This window comes from Luteimonas sp. R10 (assembly GCF_045689605.1).
Lineage (GTDB): Bacteria > Pseudomonadota > Gammaproteobacteria > Xanthomonadales > Xanthomonadaceae > Luteimonas.
Genome location: NZ_CP141262.1, coordinates 515998 through 536509 on the forward strand (window position 1 = coordinate 515998; position 20512 = coordinate 536509).

Here is a 20512-nt window from a genome sequence, read left to right on the forward strand (position 1 = left end):
AAAGGCGTCACGCTTTTCTCGTATCCCGTATCCCGTATCCCGTATCCCGTATCCCGTATCCCGAATTCCGAATCCCGGCTCCGGTTTCCGATTCGCGGTCCGCGTCTCCGCCCCGCCGTGCTGCGCTCCGGCGTGGTCTCCCGCCGTCAACTGAAACTAGAATTCCCGCCATGCCCCCATCCCCGCGCCGCCTGATCGGTCCGCGTCCGCGCACGCTGCTGCGCGACCGCACCGCCGTGCACCTCGACGACGGCCGCGAGATCGAGATCGAGCGCGTGCGCGATTCGCGCGCGCGCCGGCTCCGGCTGACGGTGGGCGAACGCGGCGCGCGCCTGACCCTGCCGCCGCGCGCGAGCCTGGTCGCGGGCCAGCGTTTCCTGCACGAGCACCGCGACTGGCTGGCGCAACAACTCGCGGCGCAGGACACCGGCGGCGTGGTGGCACTCGCACGTGGCGAACGCGCGTTCCTGCCGCTGCGCGGCGAGTTGCTGCCGCTGCGCTGGAGCGAGGGCCGCTATGCGCAGCTGCAATGCATGGGCGGCGGCGTCGAGTTCCGGCTGCCGGCGCGCGCCGGCACCCCGGCGATCCAGCGCGCCCTGCGCGACTTCTACGAGGCGCAGGCGCGCGCCGACATCGGGCGCTGGCTGCCGCGCTACCTGCCCGGATTGCCGCGCGCGCCGGCCCGCATCAGGCTGCGGCCGATGTCGTCGCAGTGGGGGTCGCTGGCGGCCAACGGCGTGCTGTCGCTGGACCTGTCGCTGGTGCTCGGCGCGTCGGCGGCCTTCGAGTACGTGCTGGTGCACGAATTGTGCCACCTCGTCCATGCCGACCACTCGCCGACGTTCTGGCGCGAGGTCGAGGCGCGCTGTCCCGACTGGCGCCTGCAGCGCGACTATTTCCACGCCGAGGGCCGGCGCCTGAAGGCGCGGCTGCACGCCCTGCTGTCCGGCTGAGCCGCCCGCCGCCGTTTTCCCGGACAACGGCACGGCCGCGACCGAGGACATCGACTATGCGAACCGGCGGACCCGCCCGGCAGCGTGCCGCGTTGCTGCTGGCCGCGATCGGCGGGATCGTCCTGGCCGGCTGCAGCCGCACCGGCGACGCCCTGGATGCCGCGATCGCCCGCACCGACGGCCGCGATCCCGCCGAGCCGTCCGCGGCGGTCGCGCCGGCGCGGCCGCGCGTGCCGCCGCCGCTGCCGGCCGACTTTCCGCAGGACATCCAGCTGCCCGCCGGCTACGACATCGACAGCGTGCTCGACATGGACGGCGGCACGATCCTGGGCCTGCGCGCCCCGGGGCGCGCCGGCGACCTGTTCGCCGAGACCCGCAGCGCGATGACGCAACTGGGCTGGCGACAGACGCTGTCGCGGCAGGACAGCGACGGCAATGCCATGCTGGCCTTCGAGAAGGGTCCGCGCGCCGCGGTGTTCTCGTTCAGGCGCGACCCCGAGAGCGCGGGCGTGGTGATCGGCCTGCAGCTGCGCGATCGGCTGCCGGGGGACTAGGAGCTAGGAACGAGTGGGCGCGCCCTTGCGGGCGTGCAGCCGCCCGACCCGCCTTGGCCGTGCTCCCGTGGAAGCGACAATCCTGTGGGAGCGACGGGAGTCGCGACCGGCCGCCCGCGCTGTCGCGACTCCCGGCGACTGCATGCCCCGCCGTCCGACAACCGGGCCCCACTCGTTCCACGGTCCCACCGCGTTCAGGCGGCGGGACCGGTCGCGCGTGCGCCCAGGAAATCGCCGATCGCGGCGGCGACCGCCGCCGGATCCTCCATGTGCAGATGGTGGCTGCCCGGCACCACCACCAGTTCCCCCTGCGGCAGCAGGCGCACCCGCCGGCTGCGCTCGGGCTCGGGCAGGTAGGGCTGCGGCGGGTCGGCGTAGATCACCCGGGTCGGGCAGGCGATGCCGGCGACCAGGTCGTCGACCTGGACATCGGTCATGCGCACCGGCGTCGGCAGGGTCAGGCGCGGATCGCTGCTCCAGACGCGGCCGCCGTCCACCGACAGCAGGCCACGCTCGACCAGCAGCCGCGCGACCGGCTCGCTCAGCCCGTTGGCCTGCATGCGGGCGCGGATCGCCGGCCCCGGGTCGGCGAACAGCCGCAACCGCTTGCCGCGCAGCGCGCGGGTGGCGGCCACCGCCTGGCGCAGGCGCGCGGCGGTGCGTGCCGGATCCTCCGGCAGCGCGCCCAGCGCCTCGATCGCCAGCAGGCGCTCGACCCGCTGCGGGCAGCCGGCGGCGACCAGGCTGGCGATCCCCGCGCCCATCGAATGCCCGAGCAGGGCGAAGCGTTCCCAGCCCAGGGCGTCGGCCACGTCGAGCACGCTGTGCAGCGCGCCGGAGAACGAATAGTCGGTCCCGGGCGGCAGATGCGCGCTGCGCCCGTGCCCCGGCAGGTCCGGCGCCACCAGGTCCAGATGCGCCAGGTAGGGCGCCAGCGGCAGGAAGCTGGCGGCGTTGTCGAGCCAGCCGTGCAGCGCCAGCACCCGCGGCGCGCCGGCGTTGCCGTTGCGCAGGCCGGCGATGCGGCCCAAGGCGATGTCGACCTCGAACTCCCGCATCAGTCGCGTTCCGCCAGGGTCCGCCGCGCCAGCGCCGCCAGCGCCTCGGCATGCTCCGGCGCATCGTTGAGGCAGGGGACGTAGCGCAGCGCCTCGCCGCCGTGCGCGCGGAACAGTTCGGCGTTCTGCTGCGCGATCTCCTCCAGCGTCTCCAGGCAGTCCACGGCGAAACCGGGGCAGACCACGTCGACCCGCTTCACCCCCGCATCGGCCAGCGCGCGCAGGGCCTGGTCGGTGTACGGCTGCAGCCACGGCTCGCGGCCGAAGCGCGACTGGAACGTCAGCAGCCAATCCTTCTCGCACAACCCGAGCGCGGCGGCGATCGCGGCGACGCTGGCGCAGCTCTGCGCCTGGTACGGATCGCCGGCGTCCACCAGCCGCTGGGGAATGCCGTGGAACGAGAACAGCAGGCGCTCGCCGCGGCCGTGCGCATTCCAGTGCGCGCGCACGGAATCCGCCACCGCGGAGACCCAGCCGGCGTCGTCGTGGTAATCGGGCACCACCCGCACGTCGACCCCATCGACCCTGCCGGCGACGTCGGCCACCGAGGCGGTGGTGGTGGTCGAGTACTGCGGGTACAGCGGCAGCACCAGGATCCGCCGTGCGCCGGCGTCGCGCAGCGCCCGCAGGGCCGCCGCCAGCGCCGGCTCGCCGTAACGCATCGCGTGCGCCACCCGCAGTTCCGGCAGCCGCCGCTGCACCGCCTGCGCCAGGCGCGCGGTGTGAACCGCCAGCGGCGAGCCGTCTTCCATCCAGATGTCGGCGTACAGCCTCGCCACCCGCGGTGCGCGCAGCGGCAGGACCACGCCATGCAGGAGCGGCCACCACAGCCAGCGGGGCAGCGACACCACCCGGCGGTCGGACAGGAATTCGGCGAGGTAGCGGCGCACGGCCGCTGCCGTCGGCGCCGCCGGCGTGCCCAGGTTCACCAGCAGCACCGCCTCCGCCGGGCCGGCGGCCGCCGCTGCGTCGGCGCGGGAAGGATGAACGGAAGCGGCCATCGGCATAGGATGACAGGCGCGAGCGGCGCCTGTCAGCGCGGTGCCGGCTCACCGGCGATTCATTGCCCGGGTCCTAGCCTGAACTTTGCGCCGCCGCGCATGGTCCGTCTTCCATCGCACGATCCTTCGACTCCGGAGCTCCCGCATGCCCCTGCCGTCCCGCCGTACGCCCGCCCCGCGCCTGATGCTGCTCGCCACCCTGGCGGCGCTGGCGCTGACGGCCACCGCCACCGCCTTCGCCGGCCCGTCGGAGGATGCGCGCGCACGCAACGCGGTACGCGTGCTGACGGAGATCCAGGCGATTCCGGAGAACGCCATCCCCGACAAGCTGCTCGACGACGCCCGCGCGATCGTGGTCGTGCCGGACACGATCAAGGCCGGCCTGGTGATCGGCGGGCGCCGCGGCCACGGCATGATGGCGGTCAAGAGCCCGGACGGCACCTGGTCGCCGCCGGTCTTCGTCACCCTGACCGGCGGCAGCATCGGCTTCCAGGCCGGGGTGCAGTCGGCGGACGTGGTGCTGGTGTTCCGCAACGACCGCAGCCTGGAATCGGTGGTCAACGGCAAGTTCACCCTCGGCGCCGACGCCGGCGTCGCCGCCGGTCCGCTCGGCCGCAACGCGTCCACCGCCACCGACGGCCAGCTGCAGGCCGAGATCTGGTCGTGGTCGCGCGCGCGCGGGCTGTTCGCCGGCGTCGCCCTCGACGGCGCGGTGCTGAGCATCGACGACGCGGCCAACCAGGCCGTTTACGGCCAGGGCGTCACGCCGCGGATGATCTTCGAGGGCCGCGCGCCGCAGCCGCCGTCCAATGCCGTGGTCGATTTCCGCGACCGCCTCGAGGAGGCGACCGCCATCGCCCGCGCCAACCGCGGCACCGGCGGCGCGCCGCCGGCGCCGGGACCGGTGAACCCGCCGGCCGGCACCGAGGCGCTGCCGCTGCCGCCGCCGGCCGACACGCCCATGCCGCAGCCGTTCGAGCCGGTGTCCGAGGGCGAGATCCGTAGCGAGCCGCTCGACGATTCGCCCTGAACGGATCCGCGGCCGCGCCGGCGTTCCGGGAGCGGCGTCGCAACGCCGGTCCGCGGCGCGCGCATTCATGGCCGCCGCGGCCGCACCCGGCAGCATGGCTGCGGTATCCTGAGTCTCTTTCCACTTTTTCGGGCACCCCATGGGCAGTTTCAGCATCTGGCATTGGATCATCGTGCTGGTGGTCGTGCTGCTGGTCTTCGGCACCAAGCGCCTGCGCGGCGCCGGGCGCGATCTCGGCGAGGCGATCAAGGGCTTCAAGAAGGGCGTGAAGGACGCCGACGGCGACGACGACAAGCCCTCGGCGCAGCTGGAAGACCACAACCGCGACGACGCGGCCGCCCGCGAGAAGCAGCGGCACGACGACAAGACCCCGCGCTGACGTCGCGCTCCGCGGCGCCCGGCCATGTTCGATATCGGCTTCAGCGAGATTTTCTTCATCGCGATCGTGGCGCTGGTCGTCCTCGGCCCGGAGCGGCTGCCGAAGGCTGCGCGCTTCGTCGGCCTGTGGGTCCGGCGCGGGCGCGCGCAGTGGCACTCGGTGAAGTCGGAACTGGAACGTGAACTGGCCGCGGAGGAGCTCAAGCGCAGCCTGCACGAGGCCGAGGGCGCGATGCGCGAGGTGGACGATTCGATGCGCAGCATCGGCGACGAGGTGAGGGGCGAAGTCGAGGCGGTACGCGACTCGGTGCGCGAGACCGCGCGCGAGGTCGAGGCCGATATCGCCGACCTCGACGCGGAGACCGGCACGCGCGACGCGGGCGGACGGCTCGCCCACGACGAGCACGACGACGCACCGCAGTCCGGATCGGACGCAGCCGACGACGAAGACGATGCCCAACGACGCTGACAGCGCCATCGACAGCAGCCTGCTCGATCACCTGGTCGAATTGCGCTCGCGCCTGATGCGCGCCATCGCCGGCGTGGTGCTGGTGCTGCTCGGGCTGCTGCCGTTCGCCAACCGCCTCTACGGCCTGCTGGCGCAGCCGCTGCTGGACAAGCTGCCGGAGGGCGCGCACCTGATCGCGGTGGAGGTGGCCTCGCCGTTCTTCGCGCCGCTCAAGCTGGCGTTCTTCGTCGCCGTCATCGCCACCATGCCGTGGTTGCTGTACCAGTTGTGGGCGTTCGTGGCGCCGGGGCTGTACCGGCGCGAGAAGCGGCTGGCGATGCCGCTGCTGGTCTCGGCGGTACTGCTGTTCTACGTCGGCTGCGCGTTCGCCTTCTTCCTGGTGCTGCCGTCGGTGTTCGGCTTCCTCACCAGCGTCACGCCCGACGGCGTGGCGATGATGACCGACATCCACGCCTACCTGAACTTCGTGCTGGTGATCTTCCTCGCCTTCGGCCTGAGCTTCGAACTGCCGGTGGCGCTGGTGATCCTGTCGCTGCTGGGCTGGGTGACGCCGACGCAGCTGCGCGAGTGGCGCGGCTACGCGGTGGTCGGCGTGTTCATCCTGGCCGCGGTGATCACACCGCCGGACGTGATCTCGCAGCTGATGCTGGCGATCCCGATGTGCCTGCTGTACGAGGCCGGCATCGTCGCCGCGCGGCTGCTGGCGCCGAAGCCGCAGGACGACCGCGGCGACGAAGCCGACCGGCCCCTGCCGTGACCGCGCCGGCGGCGGCCGGCTTCTGGCAACGCTACGCGGCCTGGTCGCTGGACGCCGCGCTGGTCGCCGCGCCGGTGCTGCTGTTCGGCTGGCGGCGCCTGGCCACCGGCGGCCCGCGGATCGCGGAGGCGTTCGCCGGGCTTGCCGATGCCGTCGCCACGGCGATGCTGGATGCCTTGGCGGCCCCCGGAGCCGTATTGACCGCATGGCTGCAGCTCACCGCGGATCCCCGCCTGCAGGCCGGGGCAGGCGCGCTGACCGACGCCATCGTCGCCGCGCTGGGACCGCAGCTGGCCGCTTTCGTCGTCCTCGGCCTGCTCTATCACGTGGCCTGCGAGGCCGCGCCCTGGCAGGCCACCCTCGGCAAGCGCGTGCTGGGCCTGCGGGTGGCGGACGCCGCGGGCCAGCGCGCGTCGCCGGCGCGCGCACTGCTGCGCCATCTCGCCGGCGCGCTGTCCTGGCTGACGCTCAATCTCGGCCACCTGCTGGCCGCGCTGCCGCCGCAGCGGCGCGCGCTGCACGACCGCATCGCCGGCGCCATGGTCCTGCAGGCCGGCGCCGCGGCATCGCGGCCGCCGCGCTGGGCGCGCGCCTGGATCGCGGCGCAGGCGGTCGCCGGCGCCGCCGCGGCGCTGTGGCTGTTGGCGGCGATGCAGGCCGTGCTGCAGGCCGCCGTCGAACGCGCGCTGGGCTGAAGCAGCCGATCGTCTTCCGCAGGAACGCGCCATGTCCGCACTGAAGCGCCCACGCCAGATCGAGGGCCGGCGTGGCGCCCCGGTGCGGGACCGTCGACGCCATGGATGGCGTCGACGAACCTCCATGGACGGATCCACGGCGTGTCCCGCACCGGGGCGACGTGCCGGCCCGCCCGCGGCGCATCCGCCGCTCTTCACCCGTCACCCGCAGCGCACCGGCTCCGCTACCCCGGTGGCCACGTCGCCTCCTTCCCGGAACAGCGGCCGCGCCTGCTTTTCCTCAGACTTCGATGCCGGACGACGGCGGCGGCGCGGTGGTGGTTCCGGTCCCGGCTCCGTCCGCGGGCAGCAACTGCTTCCAGGCGCGGTAGGTCGCGCCCATCATCACCGGCAGCAGCACCGCCATCAGCAGCAGTTGCGACACGAACTGCATCGCCGTCGGCCCGGCGGCCACGCGGGCGATGATCGCGACCAGCTGTGCGCCCAGGCTGACCAGGAACGCGATGATGATCAACAGCACGAAGAACACGAGCATCGCCGGGACGTTGCGCAAGCAGGCGCGGAAGCTGCGCTTCATCGACGCGAACGCACCGCGGTTCTCCAGCATGATCTGCGGCGTGGCGACGAAGGTGAAGAAGTAGGTCACCACGCCGAGCACGAACACCGTCAGCAGCCACAGCAGGAAGGCGCCCACCGGCAGCTCCTGGAATAGCGCGGGATCGGGATTGGCCTGGCCCTCGACCTGCTCGAGCACGGCGATCGCTTCCTGCAGCTGCGCCGGCCCCACCATCACCACCAGCAGCAGCACGGCGACGATCCCGAGCGCCACCTGCGGCAGCAGCAGCGCCACCAGGCGCAGCGCCTTGCCCTCGCGGAACCCCTGCAGCAGATGGCCGGGTTGCGCCTGGCGTCCGCTCTCGACCTCGTGCACGGCGTGGATGAAACCGCCCATCAGCACCGGCCCCAGCAGCACCAGCAGCATCTGCAGCGCGAAGAACATGCCGAGATTGCTCTCGGCGAACAGCATCGGCACCGCGCTCAGCAGGCCGAAGATCGCCCCCAGCAGGCCCAGTCCCAGCGGCGAGCGCCGCAGCAGCGAGAATCCCGCCAGCAACCATTCCGCGCCGCTACCCGCCGACGCCTTCCTTGCTTCCGTCATCGTCATGTCCCCGATCGGTCCGAACCGGCCGCCAGTGTACGCGCCCGCCGCGCAAAGCGTCGCAGCAGGCGGCGCGCCTGCGGCGCGGCCCGCACCGCCGCGGCCAGGCGCTCCGGGTCGGCGCCATCGCGCCGCAGCAGGTCGGCGCGGGCGCGGATGTAGCCGCGCATGTGCAGGGCGCTGAACTCGGGATGGAACTGCACGCCCCACACGCGGTCGCGCCAGCGGAACGCATGGCAGGGATCGTGCCCAGCCGTCGCCAGCACCACCGCCTCCGGCGGTGGGCGCAGCACGCTCTGCAGGTGCGTGACCTGCGCGGCGAAGCGCGCCGGCAGCGCCGCGAACAGCGGGTCCTCGCGCGCGGCCGTGGTGCACGCGACCTCCACCGTGCCCATCGTGCGCCCGCCCGGGCTGTCGCCGACGGTGCCGCCCAGCGCGTGCGCGACCAGCTGGTGCCCGTAGCAGATGCCGAACAGCGGCAGCCCGGCCTCGGCGGCATCGCGCAGCCAGGCGGCGGCGCGCTCGCTCCAGTCCAGGCGCTCGGTGACCATCGCCGCCGAACCGCTGACGATGACGCCGGCGAAACCGGTGTGCTCCGGCAGCGCGTCGCCCGCCTCCACGTTCACCGCCGCCGCCTCGTGCCGCGCCAGCCCGGCCGCCACCCGGATCCAGTGCGCGAAGTCGCCGTGCCGGCGCAGGGGCGCGACGGGTTGGCCGGTGTCGATGATCAGCAGGGGCGGGATGGCGTGGGGCATGGGAGCAGGAGTGAGGAGTGAGGAGTGAGGAGTGAGGCAAGCATACGCACCTCGGGCCGTCACCCCCGGCGCAGGCCGGCATCCGGTTCGCGCTTGCGGTTGTCTTCTGAAGGGCAAGGGCACTGGATCCCGGCCTGCGCCGGGACGACGACCCGATAGCCTGTCTTTGCCCGCCGTACGCGGGGAAGTCGACGCCAAGGTCCCGCCGTCGTCGTTTCCACGACTCTCCGCTCGAATCCGGAATCCGAACGTGGCGTCCCGGCGCCCGATTGCATCTGCTCACTCCCGCGGCGGCAGCACGGTCAGCACTTCCTCCACCGTGGTCAGACCCTGCGCGACCTTGGCGGCGCCGGCGGCGCGCAGGGTGCGCAGGCCGCCCTCGACCGCGGCGGCGGCGAAGCCGGCCAGTTCCATGTCCGGGCGGATGCGCGCGCGCAGCGCCGGGGTGACCGGCATCAGCTCGTACAGGCCGACGCGGCCGAGATAGCCGGTGTGGCGGCATTCCAGGCAGCCGGCCGCGCCCTGCGTCTCCCCCGCCGGCGGGCGCGCGCCGGCGCCGAGCAGCGTCTGCCAGGCCTCGTCCGGCACGGTGCGCGGCTGCTTGCAGTGCGGGCACAGCGTGCGCACCAGGCGCTGCGCCAGCACGCCGTTGAGGGTGGAGGCGATCAGGTAGTGCGGTAGGCCCAGGTCGAGCAGGCGGGTGACCGCCGAAGGCGCGTCGTTGGTGTGCAGCGTGGAGAGCACCAGATGGCCGGTGAGCGAGGCCTGCACCGCCATCTGCGCCGTGTCGAGGTCGCGGATCTCGCCGATCATGATGATGTCCGGGTCCTGCCGCAGCAGGGTGCGCACGCCGGAGGCGAAGGTGAGGTCGATCGCCGCGTGCACCTGGGTCTGGTTGAACTCCGGCGCCACCATCTCGATCGGGTCCTCGATGGTGCAGACGTTGAGGTCGGGGGTGGCCAGGCGCTTGAGCGCCGAGTACAGGGTGGTGGTCTTGCCCGAACCGGTCGGGCCGGTGACCAGCACGATGCCGTGCGGACGCTGCACCAGGTCGTTCCAGGCCGCGGCCTCGGCGGCGTCGAAGCCGAGCTGCTCGATCGGCTTGAACGCGGTGTCGGGATCGAAGATGCGCATCACCGTCTTCTCGCCGAACGCGGTGGGCATGGTCGACAGCCGCATCTCGACCTCGCTGCCGCCCGGCGAGCGGGTCTTGATGCGGCCGTCCTGCGGCCGCCGGCGCTCGCCCAGGTCCATGCGCCCGAGCACCTTGATCCGGCTGATCGCCGCGTTCATCACCGGCGGCGGCATCTCGAACACCTTGTGCAGCAGTCCGTCGATGCGGAAGCGCACCCGGCCGACGTCGCGGCGCGGCTCCAGGTGGATGTCCGAGGCGCGCTGCTGGTAGGCGTACTGCAGCAGCCAGTCGACGATGTGGACGATGTGTTGGTCGTCGGCGTTGACGTCGCCCGAGCGCCCCAGCTCCACCAGCTGCTCGAAGCTCGGCGCCTCGCCGCCGCCCTCGCGCACCTCGCGCGCGCCGCGGATCGAACGGGTGACGCCGAAGAACTCCATGGTGTAGCGGTGCAGGTCGAGCGGGCTGGCGACCACCACGTCGATCCGGCGCCGCATCAGCCGCTGCAGGTCCGGCAGCCAGTCCAGCGCCAGCGGCTCGCTGGTGGCGATCAGCGCGTGCTCGCCGCTGACCTCGAGCGGCAGGATGCGGTGGCGGCGGGCGTAGGCGTGCGAGATCAGGTCGGTGACGCCGGCGACGTCGAGCCGGGTCGGATCGATGCGCCGGTACCCGTGCCCGCTCTTGCGCGCCAGCCACTCGGTCAGCGCCTCGAGCCCCAGGTCGGTCCCCGGCGTGTGCGCCGAGGGCAGCTTGAGGTTGGCCAGCAGCACCAGCGGATGCACCGCGTCGAGCCCGCGCCCGTGGCGGCCCGAGACGCGCGCGCGCTCGGCCTGCTGCGCATCGACCAGGCCGTCGGCGACCAGGGCCTCGAGCACCGGCTCCAGCGCCAGCCGTCCCGGCGGCAGCCGGGAGGCGGAGCGATCGGCGTGCGGATGGCGCAGTTCGTTCAAGGCGGACTCGCTGTCGCGGCGGTGCCGCACCGGCGCGGGCGCCGGGCGGCGCGAAGGTGACCGCTATACTAGCGCGCCGCGTTTCCTGCCCGGTCCCGACATGAGCGGTCCCACCTTCCAGCAGCTGATCCAGCGCCTCAACGCCTACTGGGGCGAGCGCGGCTGCGTGCTGATCCAGCCGCTGGACCTGGAGGTCGGCGCCGGCACCTTCCACCCGGCGACGTTCCTGCGCGCGCTGGGCCCGGAGCCGTGGAACGCCGCCTACGTGCAGCCGTGCCGCCGCCCGACCGACGGCCGCTACGGCGACAACCCCAACCGGCTGCAGCGCTACTACCAGTACCAGGTGGTGCTCAAGCCGAGCCCGGACGACATCGTCGCGCAGTACTTCGGCTCGATCGAGGCCCTCGGGGTCGATCCGCAGGTCCACGACCTGCGCCTGGTCGAGGACAACTGGGAGTCGCCGACGCTCGGCGCCTGGGGGCTGGGCTGGGAAGTCTGGCTCAACGGGATGGAGATCACCCAGTTCACCTACTTCCAGCAGGCCGGCGGCCTGGAGTGCCGGCCGGTGCTGGGCGAGATCACCTACGGCCTCGAGCGGCTGTGCATGTACCTGCAGAACGTCGACGACGTGTTCGACCTGGTCTGGACCCACGGCCCCGACGGCACACCCGTGACCTACCGCGACGTGTACCACCAGAACGAGGTCGAGCAGAGCACTTACAACTTCGAGGTCGCCGACGTGCCGGAGCTGCTGCACCGCTTCGACGCCTGCGAGGCCGAGGCGATGAAGCTGGTCGGCCTGGACCTGCCGCTGCCGGCCTACGAGCAGGTGTGCAAGGCCTCGCACTGCTTCAACCTGCTCGACGCGCGGCGCGCGATCGGCGTCACCGAGCGCCAGCGCTTCATCCTGCGCGTGCGCAAGCTGTCGCAGGCGGTGGCCGAGAGCTACCACGCACAGCGCGAGAAGCTCGGGTTCCCGGGGTTGAAGCGCGAGGCCGAAGCCGCATGAGCGCGGTCGGCGGCGATTTCGCACCCTACGGGCTGGTCGCATTCCTGTTCGGCGTGTTCTGCGCGTATTGGGCCCAGGAAACCGGACGCAGCGCCTGGCTTTGGTTTTTCCTCGGCCTGCTGCTGCCGCCGATCGCGGGCATCGCGCTGCTGTCCAAGAACGCGGTCCGACTCGAACGCCTCGCTCGAACGCGGAAGGACAAGGCATGACCCGGCTCGCGCCCCTGCTCATCGAACTCGGCACCGAGGAACTGCCGGTCAAGGCGCTGCCCGGGCTGGCGCAGGCGCTGTTCGACGGCGTTCTCGACGGGCTGTCCAAGCGCGGCGTCGCGTTCGAGCGCGGCGACGCGAAGCCGCTGTACACGCCGCGCCGGCTCGCGGTGCTGCTGCCGGGCGTGGCCACGGAGCAGCCCGAGCAGCGCTCGGAAGTGCTGGGACCCTATCTCAACATCGCGCTGGATGCGGACGGGCAGCCGACCCGCGCGCTGCAGGGCTTCGCCGCGAAGGCCGGCGTCGAGTGGACGGCGCTCGAACGCACCAGCGACGCCAAGGGCGAGCGCTTCGTGCATCGCGCGGTGAAGCCGGGCGCGACGACCGCGGCGCTGCTGCCGGAGATCCTGCGCGAGGCGTTGGCGGCGATGCCGATTCCCAAGCCGATGCGCTGGGGCGCGCACGCGCACGCGTTCGCGCGGCCGGTGCACTGGCTGGTGCTGCTGCTCGGCGACGCCGTGGTCGACGGCGGGGCCTTCGGCGTGCAGGCCGACCGCATGAGCCGCGGCCACCGCTTCATGCACGACAAGACCGTGTGGATCGCGCGCGCGGACGACTACCTCGACGCGCTGCGCGCGGCCAAGGTGCTGGCCGATCCGGACGAGCGCCGCGCGCGCATCGTGCGGGAGGTGACGCAGGCGGCCGCCGCGGCCGGCGGCGCGGCGCGCATCGACGACGACAACCTCGAGCAGGTCAACTGCCTGGTCGAATGGCCGCAGGCGGTGGGCTGCGCCTTCGAGACCGAATTCCTGGCGGTGCCGCAGGAAGCGCTGGTCGCGACCATGGAGGCGAACCAGAAGTTCTTCCCGGTGCTCGGCGGGGACGGGCGCCTGCGCGAACACTTCGTCGGCGTCGCCAACATCGAATCGAAGGACCCGGCCGAGGTGCGCAAGGGCTACGAGCGGGTGATCCGCCCGCGCTTCGCCGACGCCAAGTTCTTCTTCGTCGAGGACATGAAGCAGGGGCTGGCCTCGATGAACGCCGGCCTGCAGACCGTCACCTACCAGCAGAAGCTGGGCAGCGTGGCCGACAAGGTCGCACGGGTGGCGGCGCTGGCCGAGGCGATCGCGGCGCAGGTCGGCGTCGACCCGGCGCTGGCCCGGCGCGCGGCGGAACTGTCCAAGGCCGACCTGCAGTCGCGGCTGGTGAACGAGTTCCCGGAGCTGCAGGGCATCGCCGGCCGCTACTACGCCTCGCAGGACCCGTCGCTCGACGGCCTGCCGCGCGAGGACCGGCTGACGCTGGCCGACGCCCTCGACGAGGCCTACCGCCCGCGCTTCGCCGGCGACGACATCGCCCTGTCCGGCGTCGGCAAGGTGCTGGCGATCGCCGAACGCCTGGACACCCTGGCCGGCGGCTTCGCCGCGGGGCTGAAGCCGACCGGCAACAAGGATCCGTTCGCGTTGCGGCGCAACGCGCTGGGGCTGGCGCGGACGGTGATCGAGAGCGGATTCGACCTGGACCTGCCACGGCTGGCCGAACAGGCCTTCGCGGCCTTGCCGGAACCGGTGCAGCCGCATGCCGACCGGAACACGGAAACCGCGCTGCTCGATCTCTACGATTTCGTCCTCGACCGCCTGCGCGGCTACTACGCCGACAAGGGCGTGCCGGCGCAGCACTTCGCCGCGGTCGCCGCGAAGCGTCCGCCGTCGCTGTACGACTTCGACCGCCGCATCGACGCCGTCGGCACCTTCGCCGCGCTGCCCGAGGCCGCGGCGCTGGCCGCGGCCGACAAGCGCATCCGCAACATCCTGCGCAAGGCCGACGGCGACATCCGCGACCACGTCGATCGCGCCCTGCTGCGCGAACCGGCGGAACTGGCGCTGGCCGAGGCGATGGAGGCGGTCTACGCCGAAACCGGCCCTGCGCTCGCGCAGGGCGACTACGTCGACGCGCTGGCGCACCTGGCGCGGCTGCGGCCGCAGGTCGACGCGTTCTTCGACGCGGTGATGGTGAACGCCGACGACGCCGCCGTCCGCGGCAACCGGCTGGCACTGCTGCGGCGGCTGGCCGATCGCCTCGGCAGCGTGGCGGCGATCGAGCAACTGTCGGCTTGACGGCGCCAGCAGCCGTTAATCGCCTTTCGCGGCACCTTGGGTATCCTCGTCCGATGCATGGACGTCGCCTCCCCTCCGCCCTCGCCGCCTGCCTGCTCGTCCTCGCCGGTGCGGCGCAGGCCGTGGAGGTCGGCGAGGTCGAGATCCGCGGCCTCGACGAGGCCATGACCGAGAACGTGCGGGTGTCGCTGTCGCTGGTCGATGCCGCCGGCAAGGACGTGCCCGGCCGGCGCCTGGGCTACATGATCCGCGAGGCCGAGGACCAGACCCGCGAGGCGCTGGAGCCGTTCGGCTACTACTCGCCGGACATCCAGGTCGAGCCCCGGCGCGGCGAGGGTGCGGTGTCGGTGACCATCACCGTCGACCCCGGCGAGCCGGTGCGGGTGCGCAACAGCGACATCGCCATCATCGGCGCCGGCAGCGACGACCGCTACCTGCGCCAGGACCTGGGCGCGTTCGCGCCGTCGCGCGGGGCGGTGTTCGACCATTCCGTGTACGAGGCGAGCAAGGCGCGGATCAGCCGGCGCCTGGCCGAACGCGGCTATTTCGACGCCGACTTCAGCGCCCGCCGGGTGGCGGTGACGCGCGCCGAACGGGCCGCGGACATCGAGCTGGTCTGGACCAGCGGCGAGCGCTACGACATGGGGCGGATCCGCTTCGAGCAGACGCCGGAGTCGATCATCAACGACGACCTGCTGGAGAAGCTGGTCTACTGGAACGAGGGCGAGTACTACCACCAGGGCCGCCTGGACCGCCTGCGCACCTCGCTGATGCGGCTGGACTACTTCAGCCGCATCGACATCAGCCCGCAACCGGAGAACGCCGGCGCCGACCGCCGGGTGCCGGTCGACGTCACGCTCTCGCCGGCCAAGCGCAAGGTGCAGACCGCGGGCATCAGTTACGGCACCGACAGCGGCGCCGGCATCCGCCTGGGCGAGGAACGCCGCTACGTCAACCGCCGCGGCCACAAGGCGCTGTGGCAGCTGGACTACGCGCAGCGCCGCAAGACCCTCACCCTGCAGTACCGCATTCCCGCCTTCGCCTGGCTCGACGGCTGGTACACCGTGAGCCTGCAGGGCGCCGACGAGCAGACCGACTACATCGACACCCGCCGCATCGAGCTGGTCGGCAGCCGCAGCGGCCAGTACAACCGCAACCTCAACCTGATCGCCTCGATGCACGTGCTGCGCGAGCGCTGGGCCTACGTGGAGGAGAACGGCGACGATGCTCCCGACGTGGAGCCGGACTACCGCTACGCGACCTTCAGCTATCCGTCGCTGCGCGCCGAGTACGTCGACGTCGACGACCGCATCTTTCCGACCCGCGGCATCGGCGGCAACATCGTGCTGCGCGGCGGCGTCGAGGGCGTGGGCTCGGACGCCTCGTTCGCGCAGATCCACGCCCGCGCCAGCTGGTACCGCGGCCTCGGCGAGCGCAACCGGCTGATCGTGCGCGGCGAATTCGGCCACACCTATACCAACGCGCTGGTCGACATGCCGCCGAGCCTGCGCTTCTACGCCGGCGGCGACCGCAGCATCCGCGGCTACGACTGGCGCGAGGTCGGGCCGCGGCGGGGCGACTTCGCGGTCGGCGCCAAGAACGTCGTCACCGGCAGCGTCGAGCTCGAGCACTACTTCGAGAACAGCTTCGGCGTGGCCGGCTTCGTCGACAGCGGCAGCGCCTTCGACGGCGGCGGCCCCGACTTCCACACCGGCGTCGGCATCGGCGTGCGCTGGCGCTCGCCGGTGGGTCCGTTGCGCTTCGACGTCGCCCGCGGCCTCGACGATCCGGACTCGCCGTTCACGCTGCATCTCGACATCGGCTCGACGTTCTGATGGCCCCGATCCTCCGCCGCCGCCGGCCCGATCCGGACCTCACGCCCGAACAACGCGAGGCGCGCATCGCCGAGCTGCGTGCGCGCCGCCGGGCGCGACTGCGCTGGCTGGCGCTGCGCTCGGCGATCGGCCTGGGGGTACTGCTGCTGCTGGCGGGCGTGCTGGTGTACTGGCTGCTGATGACCCTGGGCGGCCGCGATTTCCTGCTGGCGCAGGTGGTCGCCCGGCTGCCGGCCGGCACCACGCTGGAATGGCGCGATGCCGAAGGGCCGGCCGCCGGCCCGTTGACGCTGCACGACGTGCGCTTCGCGATGAAGAGCTGTCCCGACCGCAACGGCGAGCCGGTGCCGTTCGGCCAATGCGCCGATCCCGGCACGCTGTCGTTCGCGGCCGCGCGCGTCACCATCGACCCCGACATCCGCCCGCTGCTCGGCCGCCTGCTGCGGCTGGACGCGCTGGAGGTCGAGGACGCGGTGCTGACCCTGCCGCCGTCCAGCGAGGAGCCGGCCGAGCTGCCGCGCTGGCCGGAGTCGCTGCCGCAGATCGGCCCGTTGCCGCTGGCGCTGCAGGCCGACGCGATCGTCGTCGACGGCCTGCGCGTCGTCGGCGCGGAAGGGCCGCTGATCGAGATCCACAGCCTGCGCGGCGGGCTCGACGCGCGCGACGGGCGCCTGCGCGCCGAGCGGCTGCGGGCCGACAGCGACCGCGGCCGCTTCGCCCTGCACGGCGAATACGCGCCGCGCGACGACTACCGCATGGACCTGACCGGCAGCGCGGTGCTGCCGGCGCCGGCCGGCCGCACCCGGCCGCGCATCGGCCTGGTCGCGCGCGGCGACGTGGCGCGGCTGGACGTGGCGATCTCCGGCCATGCGCCGGCGCCGGTCCGCGCGGTGCTCACCCTGCGCGGCCGCGACAACCCCGGCTGGCGCCTGCGCGCCGATGCCGAGGCGCTCGATCCGGGCCTGCTGGCCGGCGGCGGCGAGCCGGGCACGCCGATCGCGTTCGAGCTCGCCGCCGACGGCGTCGGGGGCGAGGCGAAACTGCAGGGGCGGTTCGCGCAGGGCGGCTTCGCCGCCGAACTCCTGCCTTCGGTGCTGCGGCTGCGGGACCAGGTGATCGAGGCCGACCCGCTGGTGCTGGCGCTGTTCGACGGTACCGTGGCCCTGCGCGGGCATGCCGATTTCAGCGACAGCGCCGATCCCACGGGCAAGTTCGCGGTGGCGGCCCGCGGCCTGCGCTGGGGCGGCGCGGCGGCCGCGGACGGCACGCCCGGCGTGCCGGTCACCGCCGACGCGGATTTCGGCGTCGCCGGACGCATGGCTGCCTGGGCGGCGATCGGCAAGGCCACCCTCGCCCGCGACGGCCAGAGCGCGACGGTGGAACTCGACGGGCGCGGCGACGGCGAACGCATGACCCTGCGCACCCTGCGCGCGACGATGCCCAGCGGCACCCTCGAAGGCGAAGGCGAGGTCGCCTGGGCGCCGGCGCTGGGCTGGAACGTCACCGCGACCCTCGACGGCTTCGATCCCGGCTATTTCGTGCCCGACTGGGACGGCGCTGTGAACGGCCGCCTGGCGAGCCGCGGCGCCACCCGCGACGACGGCGGGCTCGACATCGAGGTCGACGCCGAGGCGCTCGGCGGCCGCCTGCGCGGCCGCGCGCTGGACGGCCGCGGCCGCTTCGCCATGCACGGCCCGGCCGCCGATGCCGCCGAGGACGCGCCCAGCCACTACGAGGGCGAAGTCGCGCTCTCGCTCGGCGACAGCCGCATCGACGCCCGCGGCAGCGCGACCGACACCCTCGACATCGAGGCCGAGCTGGCGCCGCTGCGGCTCGACGACTTCCTTCCCGACGCGCAGGGCCGCCTCAGCGGACAGCTGCAGCTGACCGGCGCGCGCACCGCGCCCGAGATCGACGTCGATCTCGACGGCAGCGGCCTGTCCTGGGGCAGCTACGGTGCCGAGCGGGTCGGCATCCGCGGCCGCCTGCCATGGCAGCGCGGCCGCGAGGGCAACCTGGACATCGACGCCAGCGGCGTGAACGCGGGCGTCGCGCTGGACACGGTGTCGGTGCAGGCCAGCGGCGCGATCGAATCGCTGCGCGCGAACGCCAGCCTGCGCGGCGAGATCGGCGCACTCGACCTGGCCGGCAGCGCCGACCGGCGCGCGGGCGGTTGGCAAGGCGTACTGGAATCGCTGCGGCTGGCGCCGGCGCGCGGCGCCGCCTGGACCCTGCAGGGCCCGGCGCGTTTCGCCCAGGACGGCGCCAACTGGCGGGTGTCCGAGTCCTGCTTCGGCAGCGACGGCGGCGGCTCGCTGTGCGTCGAGGCCGACTGGCCGCGCAACGGCCTGACCGCCACCGGCCGGCAACTGCCGCTGGCGCTGGCCGAGCCGTACCTGCCCGAGCGCGACGACGGCCGCCCCTGGCAGCTGCGCGGCGAGATCGCGCTCGATGCGCGCCTGCGCCCCGCCGGCGATGCCTACAGCGGCAACCTCAGCGTGCGTTCGGACGGGGGCGGCGTGCGCTTCAGCGAGCGCGCGCGGCGCGACGTGATCAGCTACGGCGCCCTGCAGCTCGATGCGGAGTTCGATCCGGGGGCGATCACCGCCACGCTGTCGACGGTGGTCGACGAACGCGGCCGCGTGCGTGCCGAGATACGCACCGGCTGGGACGCGTATTCGCCGCTGTCCGGCCAGGTCGCCCTCGACATCGACGAGCTGACCTGGCTGGAGCTGTTCTCGCCGGACATCGTCGAGCCACAGGGACGGCTGGCGGGCCAGGTCACGCTGGGCGGCACCCGCGCCGAGCCACAACTGGCAGGCCAGGTGCAGCTGAGCGATTTCGGCACCGAGATCCCCTCGCTGGCGATCGAGCTGACCGAGGGCAACGTGCGCCTGGACGCGCTGGCCGACGGCAGCGCCCGGATCGCCGGCAGCGTGCGTTCCGGCGAAGGCACCCTGAACATCGACGGCTCGCTCGGCTGGAGCGGCGAAGCCGCGGCCACGCCGCTCGAGCTCGCCCTGCGCGGCGAGAACCTGCTGGTGTCCGACACCCGCGACCTGCGCGCGATCGCCGATCCCGACCTGACCGTGCGCTACGGCGCCGGCCGGCCGCTGGAGGTCACCGGCACGGTCACGGTGCCGGAGGCGCGGATCGACCTGGAGCGGCTGGACGACGGCGTCTCGGCCTCGCCCGACGTGGTGGTGCTCGATCCGGTCGACCCCGAGGAGGGCCCGCCGACCGCATTGCAACTCGACCTGACCCTGGCGATGGGCGAGGACGTCGTGCTCAACGGCTTCGGCCTCGAGGGCACGCTCGGCGGCCAGCTGCGGGTCCGGCAGACCCCGGGGCGCGACATGCTGGGCAGCGGCTCGCTGCAGGTCGGCGGCCGCTACAAGGCCTATGGCCAGGAACTGCGCATCACCCGCGGCAACCTGGTGTGGAGCAACGACGCCATCTCCGACCCGGTGCTCGACATCCGCGCCGAGCGCCGGATCGAGGCCGAGGAGCTGACCGCGGGGATCGACGTCACCGGCCGCGCCTCGGCGCCGCAGGCCAATGTCTGGACCGATCCGGCCCGCGACCAGTCCGAGGCCCTGGCGTATCTGGCGCTGGGCCGCTCGCTGTCCAGCGTGACCGGCGACGAAAGCCGCCAGCTCGACGCCGCCTCGGCAGCGCTGTCGGCCGGCGGCGGGCTGCTGGCCTCGCAGCTCGGCGCCAGCATCGGCCTGGACAACGCCGGCGTCAGCCACTCGCGCGCGCTCGGCGGCAGCGTGCTCGGCGTCGGCAAGCAACTGTCGCCGCGGCTGTACGTCGGGTTCGGCGTGTCCCTGCTCGGCACCGGCCAGGTGCTGACCCTGAAGTACCTGCTCAGCCGCGGCTTCGACATCGAGATCGAGTCCAGCACGCTCGAGAACCGCGGCTCGCTGAATTGGCGGCGCGAGGCGGATTGATTGGGAGCCGGGATTGGGGATTAGGGATTCGGGATTGGCAACAGCAAAGCGCCTGGCCTGAATGGCCGAAATCACGGCTTTGGCCTTTACGAATCCCGAATCCCTAATCCCCAATCCCGGCCCCAATAAAAAGCCCCGCAGGCAGGGGGGGCCGGCGGGGCTCGGTGGAACGGGGCTCGGGGAGAAGCCTTACGTTCCGGGATCACTCCAGGGGAAGGGAGAGATCGGCGACAGACGTTGCATCTGTCGCGAGCTATATGACCATTTCGTACATGGATGGTTCGTGAAGATTCCGATCATTTCCCGGAAGAATTCAGCCCCCGTTTACCTGAAGAACGGTCCGCGCGGCGCCCCACGTAGAGCGGAGCTTGCTCCGCTGCTCCCGGCTCCGGCGTCCACGCAGCCGAGCAAGCTCGGCTCCACGGCGTCGCACCCCGAACCCGCTCCGCCCGGCACCCCGTAGAGCGGAGCTTGCTCCGCTGCTCCCGGCTCCGGAGC

The 20512-nt window shown here is 72.9% G+C and carries 16 protein-coding genes and 2 pseudogenes; 12 read left to right on the forward strand and 6 right to left on the reverse strand.

The features are described from left to right. Positions 1-170 precede the first annotated feature (170 nt). The gene (locus tag U3649_RS02100) at positions 171-953 is read left to right on the forward strand and encodes a M48 family metallopeptidase (RefSeq protein ID WP_407353248.1); all 783 of its coding nucleotides are present in this window, start codon (positions 171-173) and stop codon (positions 951-953) included. A gap of 56 nt (positions 954-1009) precedes the next feature. Next, positions 1010-1507, forward strand: a complete 498-nt coding sequence (locus U3649_RS02105; protein WP_407353249.1) for a hypothetical protein — start codon at positions 1010-1012, stop codon at positions 1505-1507. A gap of 194 nt (positions 1508-1701) precedes the next feature. On the opposite strand, the gene U3649_RS02110 is transcribed toward U3649_RS02105, so the two are convergent. Beyond that, positions 1702-2565 (reverse strand): alpha/beta fold hydrolase, encoded by an 864-nt coding sequence (locus U3649_RS02110; protein WP_407353250.1) that lies wholly within the window; start codon positions 2563-2565, stop codon positions 1702-1704. Next, positions 2565-3566 carry a ferrochelatase gene (hemH, locus tag U3649_RS02115; RefSeq protein ID WP_407353251.1) on the reverse strand — a complete coding sequence of 334 codons (1002 nt, stop codon included), beginning with the start codon at positions 3564-3566 and terminating at the stop codon, positions 2565-2567. The genes U3649_RS02110 and hemH overlap by 1 nt, the downstream gene beginning before the upstream one ends. Before the next feature lie 145 nt (positions 3567-3711). Here hemH and U3649_RS02120 point away from each other — a divergent pair, with 145 nt between their 5' ends. The 5 genes from U3649_RS02120 (at position 3712) to U3649_RS02140 (ending at position 6895) form a co-directional block, all read left to right on the forward strand. Further along, a complete protein-coding gene (locus U3649_RS02120; RefSeq protein ID WP_407353252.1) occupies positions 3712-4596 on the forward strand; it encodes a lipid-binding SYLF domain-containing protein in 885 nt (294 codons plus the stop codon). A 139-nt stretch (positions 4597-4735) separates the two neighbouring features. Continuing rightward, on the forward strand, positions 4736-4975 hold the full coding sequence (tatA, locus tag U3649_RS02125; RefSeq protein ID WP_407353253.1) for a Sec-independent protein translocase subunit TatA: 240 nt from the start codon (positions 4736-4738) through the stop codon (positions 4973-4975). Between the two features lie 24 nt (positions 4976-4999). Continuing rightward, complete coding sequence (gene tatB / locus U3649_RS02130) at positions 5000-5443, forward strand: Sec-independent protein translocase protein TatB (RefSeq protein WP_407353254.1); 444 nt, start codon at positions 5000-5002, stop codon at positions 5441-5443. After that, a complete protein-coding gene (gene tatC / locus U3649_RS02135) occupies positions 5427-6200 on the forward strand; it encodes a twin-arginine translocase subunit TatC (protein ID WP_407353255.1) in 774 nt (257 codons plus the stop codon). Before tatB ends, tatC begins: the two co-directional genes overlap by 17 nt. Beyond that, a complete protein-coding gene (locus U3649_RS02140; RefSeq protein ID WP_407353256.1) occupies positions 6197-6895 on the forward strand; it encodes an RDD family protein in 699 nt (232 codons plus the stop codon). The genes tatC and U3649_RS02140 overlap by 4 nt, the downstream gene beginning before the upstream one ends. A gap of 280 nt (positions 6896-7175) precedes the next feature. Here the strand turns inward: U3649_RS02140 and U3649_RS02145 are convergent, their stop codons facing one another. From U3649_RS02145 to U3649_RS02160, 4 genes and pseudogenes are all read right to left on the reverse strand, one after another. Continuing rightward, complete coding sequence (locus U3649_RS02145) at positions 7176-8060, reverse strand: BPSS1780 family membrane protein (protein ID WP_407353257.1); 885 nt, start codon at positions 8058-8060, stop codon at positions 7176-7178. Further along, positions 8057-8809, reverse strand: coding sequence for a glutamine amidotransferase (locus U3649_RS02150; protein ID WP_407353258.1), 753 nt, complete (start codon positions 8807-8809; stop codon positions 8057-8059). The genes U3649_RS02145 and U3649_RS02150 overlap by 4 nt, the downstream gene beginning before the upstream one ends. Positions 8810-9088: 279 nt before the next feature. After that, positions 9089-9325, reverse strand: a pseudogene (locus tag U3649_RS02155) (type II/IV secretion system protein); the annotation flags it as partial. A 77-nt stretch (positions 9326-9402) separates the two neighbouring features. Beyond that, positions 9403-10891, reverse strand: a pseudogene (locus U3649_RS02160) (GspE/PulE family protein); the annotation flags it as partial. Positions 10892-10991: 100 nt separating this feature from the next. On the opposite strand from U3649_RS02160, the gene glyQ reads away from it, so the two are divergent. The 5 genes from glyQ to U3649_RS02185 are packed head-to-tail and all read left to right on the forward strand — an operon-like array spanning position 10992 to position 20014. Beyond that, positions 10992-11900, forward strand: coding sequence for a glycine--tRNA ligase subunit alpha (gene glyQ, locus U3649_RS02165; protein ID WP_407353259.1), 909 nt, complete (start codon positions 10992-10994; stop codon positions 11898-11900). Beyond that, positions 11897-12109 (forward strand): hypothetical protein, encoded by a 213-nt coding sequence (locus U3649_RS02170; RefSeq protein WP_407353260.1) that lies wholly within the window; start codon positions 11897-11899, stop codon positions 12107-12109. Before glyQ ends, U3649_RS02170 begins: the two co-directional genes overlap by 4 nt. Then, complete coding sequence (glyS, locus tag U3649_RS02175; RefSeq protein ID WP_407353261.1) at positions 12106-14226, forward strand: glycine--tRNA ligase subunit beta; 2121 nt, start codon at positions 12106-12108, stop codon at positions 14224-14226. Before U3649_RS02170 ends, glyS begins: the two co-directional genes overlap by 4 nt. 53 nt (positions 14227-14279) lie before the next feature. After that, the gene (locus U3649_RS02180; protein WP_407353262.1) at positions 14280-16061 is read left to right on the forward strand and encodes an autotransporter assembly complex protein TamA; all 1782 of its coding nucleotides are present in this window, start codon (positions 14280-14282) and stop codon (positions 16059-16061) included. After that, on the forward strand, positions 16061-20014 hold the full coding sequence (locus U3649_RS02185; RefSeq protein ID WP_407353263.1) for a translocation/assembly module TamB domain-containing protein: 3954 nt from the start codon (positions 16061-16063) through the stop codon (positions 20012-20014). Before U3649_RS02180 ends, U3649_RS02185 begins: the two co-directional genes overlap by 1 nt. Positions 20015-20512 lie beyond the last annotated feature (498 nt).